Here is a 12893-nt window from a genome sequence, read left to right as displayed (position 1 = left end):
TTAAACACGCGTCCTTGTCAGCTGTTAAGGAAGGGTAGGGATGGCTCAGCCTTTGGTTGAAAACCGATAGCCGGTGCCGCGCACGGTTTGTACCAGATTCTCGTAGGCATCGCCCAAGGCTTTGCGCAGGCGGCGGATATGCACGTCAACGGTGCGCTCTTCCACATACACATTGCCGCCCCATACCTGGTCCAGCAACTGGCCACGGGTGTAGGCGCGTTCCTGGTGGGTCATGAAGAACTGCAGCAGGCGATATTCGGTGGGGCCCATCTCGGCCGGCTTGCCGTCGATGGTCACGCGGTGGCTGATCGGGTCCAGCAACAGGCCACCGACTTCGATAGGCGCTTCGCCATCGGTCGGCCCGGCGCGGCGTAACACGGCCTTCAGGCGTGCGACCAGTTCCCGTGGGGAAAAGGGTTTGGTGATGTAGTCATCAGCGCCGACTTCCAGGCCCTGGATCTTGTTGTCCTCTTCGCCCTTGGCGGTGAGCATGATGATCGGGATGTCCCCGGTCAGCTCATCGCGCTTGAGGCGGCGGGCCAGTTCGATGCCGGAGGTGCCGGGCAGCATCCAGTCCAGCAGGATCAGGTCCGGCTTGCGGTCAACGATAATGGCATGGGCCTGCTGGGAGTTTTCCGCCTCCAGGCAGTCATAGCCGGCCATTTCCAACGCAACGGCGATCATCTCGCGGATGGGCGCTTCGTCGTCAACAATCAGAATGCTCCTGCCAACCATGCTCAAAAATCCTCTTGTCATTTAACTGTCTTGCGCCGCATTAGATAACGGAATTATTGCAGTCGTGTGACAGTAATTTAGTCGCTCGGGCAATTCGCGCCTCTGTGAACTACGCTTTGGGTCCGAATCCTGACAACCACAAAAGGAAGGTTCCGATGACTTACAGCACTGTTTCCTGGAAAGCCCTGCTGGTAACCGCAGCGCTGACACTGCCGGGCCTGGCATTTGCGGCAGAGCCCGCGATGACCAAAGACGGTCTGCTGGTGGACCACAAGGGGCTGACCCTTTACACCTTCGACAAGGATGGCGACGGCAAATCCGCGTGCAAGGACCAGTGCGCGACCAACTGGCCGCCGCTCAAGGCGGATTCCACCGACAAGTCGACCGGCGATTGGACGGTCATCACCCGTGACGATCAAACCAGCCAGTGGGCCTACAAAGGCAAGCCGGTGTACACCTACAAGGACGACAAGAAAGCCGGTGACAAGACCGGTGACGGCAAAGGCGGGGCGTGGCATGTGATCAAGCCTTGATCACGGGCAGCCGTTAAAAGCATCGGGGGCAAGCCCCCTCCCACATTTGAATGTGTTCACCTTTCAAGTGTGGGAGGGGGCTTGCCCCCGATGGCGTCGGAACAGTCACCACAAGATTTCAACGAAACGCGTAATCCGCCACAATCCCCAAAAATATCGCCAAGCCTGCCCAGTGGTTATGCAGGAACGCCTTGAAGCATTTCATGCGGTCCTTGTCGCGGGTGTACCAGAACTCCCAGGCAAAACAGCCCGCCGCCGCCACTAGTCCCAAGTGGAACCAGCCGCCCAGTTCAAACCTTGCACCCGCCAGCAACAGGCAAACCAGTGCCAGGCCTTGCAGGGTGAGAATGATCACGCGGTCGGCATCGCCAAACAGGATGGCCGTGGATTTAACGCCGATCTTCAGGTCGTCGTCACGGTCGGTCATCGCGTAATAGGTGTCGTAACCCACCGTCCACAGCAGGTTGGCGATATACAGCAGCCACGCCGCAGCAGGCAGGCTGCCGGTTTCGGCGGTGAACGCCATCGGCATGCCCCAGGAAAACGCGGCGCCCAGCACCACTTGCGGGTAATAGGTGTAGCGCTTCATGAACGGGTAGCTTGCCGCCAGCGCCAGGCCGCCGAGTGACAGCAGGATAGTGCTAGCGTTGGTCAGCAGCACCAACAGGAAACTGATGCCCATCAGCACGGCAAAAAACACCAGTGCCTCTTTCGAGCTGATCTTGCCGCTGACCAGCGGGCGTTGCTCGGTGCGCTTCACATGGCCATCGACCTTGCGGTCAGCCCAGTCATTGATCACGCAGCCGCCGGCACGGGTCAGCACCACGCCCAGTACGAAAATCACGATATTAATCAGAGACGGCGAACCCTTGCCGGCAATCCACAGCGCCCACAGCGTCGGCCACAGCAGCAGATAGATGCCGATGGGCTTGTCCATGCGGGTCAACTGAATGAAATCCCAGGCCCTAGGGTTCAGGCGGTTCAGGGACTTGAGCAGACGTTGGTACATCAGCAGTTCTCCGGGTGGTCATGCAGGGCATGCCAGAAGCTGGGCAAGAAGATTTCCGCCACCAGCACGCTCAGCGCGCCGCGATCGAAGCGCGAGCGCCGCGCCCACAGGCCGTCGGCCTGGTCCGCCGTGGGCAGCCATTGGCGCGGGTAATGGCACACTTCGATGGCCTGGCGGGTGAAGGCGTGATCGCAGAACAGCAATTCGCCCAGCGAACGGCTGCCCAATTCGTCCATATGCAAGCCGTCGCCCTGCAACGCACTGCGCGCCGCCACGCTGCGGGCAAACACCCACGGTTGGCCGTGCCCACGCAAATACACCTCGCGTACCCAACCGATGCTGGCCGGCGCCAGGCCCAATGCGGCGCATTCATCCTCGCGCAACGGTTGCCAGCCTTCGCACAGCGGCGTCACGCTGAAGCCGTCGTTGGACAGCCACGTGAGCCGGCGCGTCAGCGAGCCTTCGTCGAACAGCCAATTGAGGGTCAAGGGCGCGGGCAATGGGCGCAGAAGGCTCTGGACCCGCCATTGGCAAGCATCGGGAAGGGCGATTGAGTGCGGCACGGTGCGTCAGTATTGGCAGCAAAAGAGGCGGCGAGCTTACCATGGCGTCCTGATCTTTTGCCGGGCTGAACCGGCCCCATGCGTCGATCATGCTTGCATCTGCCGGCCCCGATCAGTACAAAACGCCCTGAGCCGCGTGGCAACGTTGGTCTATCGACCGCCGGCCAAGATGCCTGGACCCTGAGGAAGCAAGTAATGAAGAAGTGGCAATGTATTGTCTGTGGCCTGATTTACAACGAAGCAGACGGCTGGCCGGATGACGGAATTCTGCCTGGCACCCGTTGGGAAGACGTCCCGGAAGACTGGCTATGCCCGGACTGCGGCGTAGGCAAAATGGATTTCGAAATGATCGAAATCGATTAATCCAAAATTTAAGAAACGTACTACAAGGAGAAAGGAATGAACGCACCTGTCGTGATCATCGGCACAGGATTGGCCGGTTACAACGTGGCCCGCGAGTTTCGCAAGCTCGACAGCGAAACCCCGTTGCTGCTGATCACCGCGGACGACGGGCGTTCCTACTCCAAGCCCATGCTCTCCACCGGCTTTGGCAAGAACAAGGAAGCCGATGGCCTGAGCATGGCTGAACCCGGCGCCATGGCCGAGCAGCTCAAGGCCGAAGTGCGCACCCATACCCGCGTCAGCGGCATCGACCCCGGCCACAAGCGCCTGTGGATCGGCGAGGAAGCGGTGGCTTACCGTGACTTGGTCCTGGCCTGGGGCGCCGAGACGGTACGCGTACCGGTCGAGGGGGATGCGGCTGAGCTGGTTTTTCCGATCAACGACCTCGAAGACTACGCACGCTTTCGCGCCGCCGCTGCCGGCAAGCGCCGTGTGCTGTTGCTGGGCGCTGGCCTGATCGGCTGCGAATTTGCCAACGACCTGATCCTGGGCGGCTATGAGATCGACCTGGTAGCCCCGTGCGAGCAAGTCATGCCAACCCTGCTGCACCCGGCGGCGGCAGCTGCCGTGCAGGCCGGGCTGGAAGGCCTGGGTGCGCGTTTCCACCTGGGCCCGGTGCTCAACCGCCTGCAGCGCAGCGCTGACGGCCTTGAAGCACACTTGTCGGACGGTGAGGTGGTGCACTGCGACCTGGTGGTCTCGGCCATCGGCCTTCGCCCGCGCGTCGACCTGGCGGCCGCTGCCGGCCTGCAGACCAACCGTGGGGTCATGGTGGACCGCCACCTCAAGACTTCCCACGCGAATATCTACGCGCTGGGCGACTGCGCCGAAGTCGACGGCCTCAACCTGCTGTACGTGATGCCACTGATGAGCTGCGCCCGCGCCCTGGCCCAGACCCTGGCCGGCAATGCCACGGCCGTCAGCTACGGCGCGATGCCGGTCACCGTCAAGACCCCGGTCTGCCCGTTGGTGGTGTCGCCACCGCCACGCGGTACTGAAGGTGTGTGGAGTGTCGAAGGCCAGGGCGCCGACATCAAGGCCCTGTGCCGCGACGCCAGCGGCCGCTTGCTGGGTTACGCGCTGACCGGCGCCGCCGTGATGGAAAAACTCGCCCTCAATAAAGAACTTCCGCCGCTGCTGGCGTAAATACCGGTCGTTCTGTCGGAATAACCCTGTTTTTGGCCCGAGAAAGGACGCCGCGAGACTGGCGCGGCGTCCTAGGGCATGCCATCCTCACTCCCGTCTGCCGCAGAGTAGAGCCTGCGGCGCCTTGGGCGCTGCTCCGTTAGAGAGCAGCACGGACATAACAACAAAAAACCGTCAAAGAGGCTTCACTTATGCGTAAACCAGAACTCGCAGCCGCTATTGCTGAAAAAGCAGACCTGACCAAAGAACAGGCCAACCGCGTCCTCAACGCCGTGCTCGAAGAAATCACCGGCGCCCTGCACCGTAAAGACAGCGTCACCCTGGTTGGCTTCGGCACCTTCCTGCAACGCCACCGCGGCGCCCGCACCGGCAAAAACCCGCAAACCGGCGAGCCAGTGAAAATCAAGGCCAGCAACACCGTTGCGTTCAAGCCGGGCAAGTCGCTCAAAGACAGCGTCAACCCGTAATAGCGGTACCGTCTGAAGGGAGGCGGGTGGTAGGAAAAATGGGCACGCCGACTGGGTCGGGTGCCCATTTTTTGTGGGGGCTGATCAGCGTTTTAACGATTCATCAATAAATGTTTTTTATCTCAAGCTTTGCAGTGGCGAGGTCAGTGCAATGCTTTTCCAGCTGGCTCTACGTTTTCTCTCCAGAAGCGCGTTCAGAGTGTCACCTTCCGGCGGTCCCTTTTTGGTCAATTTCAGGGGTACCAACACGTAGAGTTTGACGGAGTCGTCACGAGGATCGATGTCAGTCTCAAGTGTGGTATTCCAGATTTTGTCTACCACAATCAGTGCATCTATATCCGCTGGCCAGCCCAATGAGCTGAAGGCTGGGTCTGAGCGCAATATGATTTCGCCTTCAGCTGCGGGCGCATCGTCCAGCGTTCGCTTTGATAGTTCGGTGAGTATGCCTTGAGGGAATGTCCACGGGCTGTCGACTGCGAAGCCTTGCCTTGGCAATCGCCAATTGCCCGGCAAGCAGATGAAAAGTTCGGTTCGTGGCGTTTGGGTATACAACCCAAGGGTGAATAGAAGTTTGAAGTCGTTTTTATCGGCGATACAGCTGACCCGAAATTTCACACCCGTACCTTCAGGTTGGGGCGTTACTTTTTCAGGCAGCACCCAACCAGCAGTCTTGCTGACATACTCGACAATGGATGCGCCGGGAACCGCTTGCTCATCAACACCGTTTTCAATTGCAGACACTGCACCCTTAACTTGAAGACGCTCGGCGATTTCCTGGAAACCCCATGATCGAGCGATATCCAAAGCTGTTCGGTTGAGTTTTGCGTGAAGTCGATTGATGTCCGGGTGGTAATCAAGCAGCAGATCGACCGCCTCACCCTTTCCAAATGTGACGGCAGTGATTAAGGGCGAAGCCACCGAGAGAGGTGAACCGTCGACCTGAGCACCGGCCTCCAATAGCCAGCGAATGACCTCCAAATGTCCATTTTGCGCTGCCGCCGCAAGCGCCGTAGTATTTCCAGACCCTACAGTGGTTTGGTTGATTTCGATGCCCAACTCAACCAGCAGTTGGCACGCAGCAAGCTGGTTCTTCGCTGCTGCGTGATGCAAGAGGCCTGGATAGCTCACCAGATCAAATCGGGGGGGATCCAATAGTTGCGGGTGGGTGCCTAATTGAACACGTAGGAAATCAACATCTCCTGTCTCAATATGAGCATAAATCTCCCGCACGAGTTGGGCGTTGTGTTCGTAGGTTTTTTCCAGGCTAGTCATCTAAAAACTCACCGTTTCTCATTTTTTCGCCCATGGCGTTCAGGGCCTCGATAACCTTACTCTTTCCACCCTTACGGGCTTCTGCCAGGGTTTGCGAGACCTTTCTCGATGCGGCAATTGTATGGTTTCCGCTACCGTTAGGTGCCCAGACAAAATTGCGTGGGTCATCATTCAGGCCGATACCGAATTTTTTGAGGATGCCCTGGGCGTGTGCCACGTAGCGACGATTACTGTCCGTCCAATTCTTGGGCGCTTTTTCGCGCACGATATGGTGACGATGCGGGTTCGTCATTTCGTGCGCCTTGGGTTTAGGCCCCATCTTCGCTTTATCGACCTTAGACAGTCGGCAGGTTTCCCAGCCAAGTGGGTCGATCCAGCCAATAGGATTCGGTGAGTACTGGTAAAGATTCAGGCCACCCGCCAGCGCTATCGGGTCTCGAGTGGTAAACCGCCCCACATCCGGATCATAAAACCGAAACGTGTTGTAGTGCAGCCCAATCTCCCGATCCAGATACTGCCCCTGGAAGCGTAAATTCTGCTCCTCGATAAAGTACGCTTCGCGCACTTCTTCAGCCGTGTTCCCCCACACCTGATACTGCGCTCGCCAGACGGTGTGGCCGTCGGCCTCGGTCAGTTGCTCCGGTAGCCCATTGAGGTCGTTGTGGTAGTAACGCACGCTCTGGTGTGCACCCGTTCCATCCACCCGGGCCAGTGGTATGTAGCCGTCCTCTTCGTAGATATAGAGGCTGGTCTGGCTGTGCCGATGTTCCTGCAGCAGGCGCAAGCCTTCCCAGTCGAAGCGGGTTTCGCCCAAGGGATAGCCGTGGCTGTCGTGCTCGGTTTTGACGATACGTCGGCCGAGCGGGTCGTAGGTCATTTTCACGACCGTTTCTCGCCCGTCTTTCTGGCTGCGGACCTCGATCAGGCGATGCTCTGCGTCGTAGGCAAAGTGCTGTACGCCGCGTAGGGCGCTGCGCTTTTCGATCATCCGACCGAAACCGTCGTAGCGGTAGCGCTTGTCCTGATAGGTCAACAGCTTGTTATGCACCACCAGGCCTGCGCTGGCCGGCGGCCCATCCAGCAAGTTGGCGGCAGCATCGTAGGCGAAGGTTTCCCGCTGGCCTTGGAGGTTGTCCTGGCTGGCGATGATTCGGCCTGTGGCGTCGTAGTGCAGCAGTTGGCGCTGGTCGCGATGATTATCGCGGTCACGTTCCAAGCGGCCGATCAGATTGTCGGCCGGGTCGTAGTCGAAGTGTTTTTGCTGGGCTGCCGGCAGTTGCGTGGGTTGGCCATTCGGGCGACGGATTCGCGAGCGCAGGCGGCCACTGCGGTCGTACTCGCTACGGGTGGTGATCTGGCCTTGGGTGCGCAGGACTTCACGGTGCAGGCGGTCGCGCTCGAAGTCGCTGATCACACGGCCGTCGAGATTGATCTGGTGCAGATGGCCGCTGCCGTAGTACAGGCGATTGAGCCAGCGCCCGTCGGGCAACTGTGTCTGGATCAGGTTGCCGAGTTCGTCGTAGTGGTGGTTCAGGCTGCCGGCGGCGCTTTGTTCGGTGAGCAGTTGGCCGCGCGCATCGTAGGCAAAGGCTAATGCCTGGGTGGTTTGGTCATTACCGGTGAAGGTGACGGCGGTGAGTTGGTCCAGCGGGTCGTAGGCGTATTCGGTGCAGCCATCATCGGTTCGCTTCAGCCGCAAACGGCCGACGGCATCGCGCTCCAAGCGATGCTCGATAGACGGCGTGTCATCCAACGGCACATATTCGACGGCGGCCACGTGATCCAAAACGTCATAGGCATATCGTCGGGCGCTCCCATCGAGGTCCTGCTGTTCCGCAAGGCGGTCGTTCTGGTCCCAGGCAAAACGATAGCTCTCGCCGTTTTCATTGGTCAGTGTCTGCAACCGGCCATAGGCGTCGTAGCGGAATTCAATCTGCCGGCCATGTGCGTCGACCCGCTGGCGCACCTGTCCGCGACGACCGTATTGGTAGTGAGTGGTATGGCCAGCTGCATCGGTGTAGCCGATCAACAGCCCGCTGGTGTCGCGCAGGTACTGCTCGATGCGGCCATCCGGCATTTCGGTCAGCAGCAGGCGACCCTGGCTGTCGTGTTGATAACGCTGGCGTTCACCCAAGGCGTCGATGACCACTTGCAAGTGGCCCTGGCGGTCGTACTCAAATGCTGTGGGATACCCCGAACAATCGACATGCTGAATCAACTGTCCGGTTTCATTCCAACGCAGGGTTTTGCTTTTACCCGTGGCGTCGATGATCTCCACCACCTGGCCAAACGTATCGTAGCGATACCGTGTGACATGCCCCAACGGGTCGATTTCACTGACGCAATTGCCCCGGTGGTCGTACTGATATTGCCACGCTTGGCCTGCCGCATCGGTCTCCACCAACGGCAGCGACCAATGCTCCAGCCACAGCGTGGATTCGATACGCCCCAACGGATCCTGAGTGCTGCACAGGTTGCCGGATTCATCGTAGCCGAACTGCCATTTACCGCCTTGAGGATCAGTTGCACCGAGCAACTGACGCTCGTCGTTCCACTCGAATTGCCAGGTCTTTCCCAGATTATCGGTGTAACTGGTGATCTGGTACTGCGGGTTCCAGCGGCGCGTGCTGACCCGTTGCATGCCGTCTGTAATCCGGGTCACACCGGCCGACAGGTCATAGTCGAACCGGTACTCGTCACCTTCGTCGGTCCAGTGCCGCACCACGCGCCATTCGCTATCTTCCACACATTCCCACTGGTAGTAGCAGCGCAGCCCTGCGGGGAGTTGGTGCTCGACCATGCGCTGGCCAGCGTCATAGGCGAAGCGACGTTGCACGTTTGCGGCGGCGTCGCGAACCTCGGCCAGGTCGCCGCGAATGTCGTAGGCATAACTGACCAGGGTTTCTCGACTGTGATCGGGGTACACGCGCTCGACTCGCTCGACCCGCGCCGGCCATTGCTGGCTGTAGCCCAGTTCGACGCGCACATGATCGAAAGTGTCGCGTAATTGGCTCAGCCGACCCTGGGCGTCATAGTCGAGAAAAATGCGGTTGTCATTGCGATCCCCCAATTGGCTGAGTCGCAAGTGCGAGAGGGTTCCGGGCGTTGGCTCGAACAGCCGATAGAGCCCATCAACGCTTTCAATCAGTAGTTGGCCGTTGGTATTGCGCCGCACGCTCAGGCCTTCACCTGCGCTGAACACAGCACCACCCAGCGGGATCACACCCATATCGATCTGGCGCGCTTGCTCGTCGGTATAGACCAGTCGCTCGCCACCGTCGGGGTGTGCGCAAATCTCGACAAACACTTCGTAGATCACGCTCCAGCTGGCGCCGAACAGACCATTTCGGCGTTCGTCTCGGCTGCTGTAGTAGCGCTGCCACTCGATAGGCAGCAAACCAGGCAGGGCGAAGTCCAGGTCGTCCTCGCCATCCAGTACTTTCGCGCCCGTCGCGCTATGCACCGGGTTGGGCGAGCCGACCACTGCAGAGGAAATGGCGTTGGTGACCTGGCTGGTGCCCCACGACACCAGCCCGCCCACCACCATGCATGGCAGCTTGCTGAAGAACTTCGAACCACCGCCGCGCAGCATCAACAACGCGGTCACCGCCAGCCCGACCCCCGGCGTCTTGCCGCTGCGAATCTCGCGGACCACCACCGGGCTACCACCAATGCGCACGTTGCTGGAGATCATCCCCGACTCGACAATGGACGCGTCGCAAGTGCTGCGGTCGCCGCTACGCGCGGCCGGCTGACCGTTGATCGTGACCTTGCTGGAGCCTTCGGCAATAAACTGCGGCGGCATTGGCGGATGCTTGGTGCAGATCACGATATCCAGTGGTTTGGGCACTGCACCTGGCGCAGGCACCGCTACCGTGGGGCGCCACATCTGCGAGAAAAACCCCTTGGCCATGTCCAGGTAACTGGCTTCTTCGGGGCTGCCACCTTCGGCGGGTTGTGAGCTCACCGGGCCGATAGCGCCTGCGGCACGTGCAGAGGGTATGCCGTTGGTGAAGGTGTTGTGGGAGCCGGTGGCGATGGTTGCCATCACCACCGGCGGAAATAACGCATTGCCTATCCAGTCACAAACTTTTGTCAGTCCCTTGTCTGCCCCCGTCTTGCTCATGCCTATGCCGACGATGATGCCCACCACTGCACCCAGCACAAAACAGCCCAGCCCGCCGGTTACCACCGTAATCCCGGTGGCGGCCACAATCGCAGCAGTGGCAACGGCGGTAATAGCGATGTTGGCCGCAATTTCCAGCACGCCGCCCAGGATGTCGGCCATCGCCGAGGTGTGTAGCAGGCCGTCGCCTAGACGTGCCGCCCAGAGTGCGTCAGACATGGAATAGGGGCTTCAAGACTTGGGATTCAGCAGCAGGGTGCTTTTGATGGTTGCCCAATGGGCGCGTTCAGCATCGCCCAGGGGTTGGGCTTTGACATAACTTAAGGCAAGCATCTGCCGAGTGCCGGGTATCACCAGCGCTAACTGGTATTGATAGATACGCTCGGTGCCCTTGCTGAACTGGTTATGCACTTCGATGGCGTCTATATCCTGCGCCGCACCTACGCGAAGTGGCTGGGCCGGTTGGTAGCGCAAATCCTGTACCTGCTTCTCTAACTTCGCCAGTTGCTCTTCGAAGTTACTTTGCAGCGTCTCACCCTCACCTAGAAGGCTACGGCTGACGATCAACGACGTTCCCAGCGCGGCGAACTTCAGGATATTGATGGAAGCATCCTGAACTTCATCGCTGGGCAGCGTGAATTGCAGTTCATTGAGTTGATAGGTCATGAAACAGAATCTCGTTATTGGCCGGAAGGTGGCTTGGGAAACATGGAATTGACGGCCGCGTCGATTTGGCCCTTGACCCCTTGGCCCATGGGCGTGGTGCCGCCCTTGCCACCAATGTTCAAATGCAGGTTGCCGCCGGTGTTGATCTCGGAGCTGCCTTCGGAATACACATTGATCTGCACGCCCGTGAGATTGATCTGCCCGCTGGCATTGAGCTCGAGCACGCTTTTGCCACATACCAAACGCAAGTTTTCTCCCACTTCAATCAGGTAGCTCTTGCTGATGGCGTCGGTCTTGCTAAGCCCGACCATAAGCATGTCGTCATGCTTGACCGCACGCACGCGGTCATTGCCAATCGTCACGACCTCGTCATGGCCGATGCTCTTGTTGCGGTCATGCCCCACCGAGTGGCTTTCATCCACCTCCACCACAATGTCCTGGTTACGCTCGGCATGGATGTACAGCTGCTCCAGACCCTTCTTGTCCTCCATGCGGATTTCGTTGAAGTTGGCCGGTGTGCCGCCTTTGCTGGAGCGGCTTTTCATGCCGCTCTGGGTGGCGTTTTCCGGCAGGTCGTAAGGTACGGTCTGCTCGGCGTTGTAGACGCGCCCGGTGATGATCGGCCGGTCGGGGTCGCCTTCCAGAAAGCTCACAATCACTTCCTGGCCGATGCGGGGGATCTGCATCGACCCCCAGTTCTTGCCGGCCCAGGATTGCGACACACGAATCCAGCATGAGCTGTTTTCGTTGGATTGGTCGTGGCGGTCCCAGTAGAAATGCACCTTCACGCGGCCATATTGGTCGGTCCAGATTTCCTCGCCTTTGGGGCCCACCACCAGTGCGGTCTGCGGGCCTTTGACGATGGGTCGGTAGGTGCTGGCCAGCGGCCTGAAGCTTTGCTGGGCGTCGATGCAGGTGAGGCTGCTATCGAACTGTGCCGAACCGGAACCGCCGCCGCTTTCCAGGCTTTCCTGGGTGATGTAGTAGCGAATGCCGACGATCAGGTATTCGCGGTTCTGGTCCTGGCGGCTGAAGCCGGTAAGGCTGAACAAATGGCCCGAGCCCAGGCCTCGCGCATTGCCGCTGAACTCGATCTGCTCATGCAGGGTTTGCAGGGCTTCGATGCGGGTGCGCGCGTAATGTTCGCCGTCGGCGCTTTGCACGTAGGTGCCGGGGTAGTCGTACAGCGGGTAGTCGCCGGCGGTGTGCGGGCGCGGCATGGCCGAGCGCACGTCGATGCTGGCGCTGGGGCGCTGGAAGTCGTAGTCGTTGAGTTCCAGCGAACCTGGTTGCACTTGCTGCGCCAGGTGCCAGTTGTGCATGTGGTCGCGTTCGCGCTGCTGCTCGTCCTTGGGGTAATACGGGATCGACGCGTAGCCCGGCACCGTGGTGTGGGCGCCGTAGGCGTCGGCCAGTACCAGCACATGGCGGTCCTGCTCGTGGCGGAAGAAGTAGTAGATGCCTTCCTGTTCCATCAAGCGGCTGACGAAATCGAAGCTGGTCTCGCGGTACTGCACGCAGTACTCCCACTCGCGGTACGGCCGGCTCAGGGCATCTTCGAAATCCGAGAAACCGAGGTCGCGAAACACCTGCTTGATGATCTGCGGGATGCTCAGGTTCTGGAAAATCCGGCAATCCGAGGTGCGGCTCAGCAGCCACAGCCATGGGCGCAACGTCACCTGATAACTGGCGAACTGGCCTTTGTCGATGCTCTGGCTGCACTGCGCGACGATGCCGTGAAAGTGCCGCTCGCCACCGTCAGCCAGTTGCACGCCCACGCTCATCGGCTTACCGAGCAACTGGTTGAGGTCGATGTTGGCGTCCAGCGAGGTCAGTTGCAGCTCATAGGTGAACAGCCGCCCCAACTCTTCACCGCCACCCATTTGATTGAGCAGCAGCACGTCCGGCCCGAGGGGGCTGGTGATTTTGGCCAGGCGTGAGGCTTGGTTAAAAAGCATCAAAATATCCTAATAA

11 protein-coding genes are annotated in these 12893 nt (G+C 59.7%); 4 read left to right on the top strand and 7 right to left on the bottom strand.

The genetic code is table 11. The features are described from left to right. Positions 1-45: 45 nt before the first annotated feature. Entirely contained in the window at positions 46-735 is a 690-nt protein-coding gene (phoB, locus tag CXQ82_RS30620) for a phosphate regulon transcriptional regulator PhoB (protein WP_003176964.1), read from the bottom strand. A gap of 155 nt (positions 736-890) precedes the next feature. Here phoB and CXQ82_RS30615 point away from each other — a divergent pair, with 155 nt between their 5' ends. Beyond that, positions 891-1268 carry a hypothetical protein gene (locus CXQ82_RS30615; protein ID WP_101273624.1) on the top strand — a complete coding sequence of 126 codons (378 nt, stop codon included), beginning with the start codon at positions 891-893 and terminating at the stop codon, positions 1266-1268. 118 nt (positions 1269-1386) lie between these two features. Here the strand turns inward: CXQ82_RS30615 and ubiA are convergent, their stop codons facing one another. Continuing rightward, positions 1387-2277, bottom strand: coding sequence for a 4-hydroxybenzoate octaprenyltransferase (ubiA, locus tag CXQ82_RS30610; RefSeq protein WP_101273623.1), 891 nt, complete (start codon positions 2275-2277; stop codon positions 1387-1389). Further along, on the bottom strand, positions 2277-2840 hold the full coding sequence (locus CXQ82_RS30605; protein WP_101273622.1) for a chorismate lyase: 564 nt from the start codon (positions 2838-2840) through the stop codon (positions 2277-2279). The genes ubiA and CXQ82_RS30605 overlap by 1 nt, the downstream gene beginning before the upstream one ends. A 195-nt stretch (positions 2841-3035) precedes the next feature. Here CXQ82_RS30605 and CXQ82_RS30600 point away from each other — a divergent pair, with 195 nt between their 5' ends. The 3 genes from CXQ82_RS30600 (at position 3036) to CXQ82_RS30590 (ending at position 4855) form a co-directional block, all read left to right on the top strand. After that, a complete protein-coding gene (locus CXQ82_RS30600) occupies positions 3036-3203 on the top strand; it encodes a rubredoxin (RefSeq protein ID WP_101273621.1) in 168 nt (55 codons plus the stop codon). Between the two features lie 36 nt (positions 3204-3239). After that, positions 3240-4388 (top strand): NAD(P)/FAD-dependent oxidoreductase, encoded by a 1149-nt coding sequence (locus CXQ82_RS30595; protein ID WP_101273620.1) that lies wholly within the window; start codon positions 3240-3242, stop codon positions 4386-4388. Positions 4389-4579: 191 nt separating this feature from the next. Next, complete coding sequence (locus CXQ82_RS30590) at positions 4580-4855, top strand: HU family DNA-binding protein (RefSeq protein WP_003213368.1); 276 nt, start codon at positions 4580-4582, stop codon at positions 4853-4855. A 117-nt stretch (positions 4856-4972) separates the two neighbouring features. Here CXQ82_RS30590 and CXQ82_RS30585 read toward each other — a convergent pair whose 3' ends face one another. Genes CXQ82_RS30585 through CXQ82_RS30570 form a run of 4 tightly spaced genes read right to left on the bottom strand, consistent with a single transcriptional unit; the run spans position 4973 to position 12877 of the window. Then, positions 4973-6127 carry an ankyrin repeat domain-containing protein gene (locus tag CXQ82_RS30585; protein ID WP_101273619.1) on the bottom strand — a complete coding sequence of 385 codons (1155 nt, stop codon included), beginning with the start codon at positions 6125-6127 and terminating at the stop codon, positions 4973-4975. Beyond that, on the bottom strand, positions 6120-10472 hold the full coding sequence (locus tag CXQ82_RS30580) for an RHS repeat-associated core domain-containing protein (protein WP_101273618.1): 4353 nt from the start codon (positions 10470-10472) through the stop codon (positions 6120-6122). Before CXQ82_RS30580 ends, CXQ82_RS30585 begins: the two co-directional genes overlap by 8 nt. Before the next feature lie 12 nt (positions 10473-10484). Beyond that, complete coding sequence (locus CXQ82_RS30575; RefSeq protein ID WP_101273617.1) at positions 10485-10919, bottom strand: DcrB-related protein; 435 nt, start codon at positions 10917-10919, stop codon at positions 10485-10487. Between the two features lie 14 nt (positions 10920-10933). After that, positions 10934-12877: a type VI secretion system Vgr family protein gene (locus tag CXQ82_RS30570; RefSeq protein ID WP_101273616.1), complete on the bottom strand. Its 1944-nt coding sequence runs from the start codon at positions 12875-12877 to the stop codon at positions 10934-10936. Positions 12878-12893: the final 16 nt, after the last annotated feature.

It is taken from the genome of Pseudomonas sp. S09G 359 (assembly GCF_002843605.1).
Taxonomy (GTDB): Bacteria; Pseudomonadota; Gammaproteobacteria; order Pseudomonadales; family Pseudomonadaceae; genus Aquipseudomonas.
This window is presented reverse-complemented; position numbering and strand designations above follow the sequence as displayed.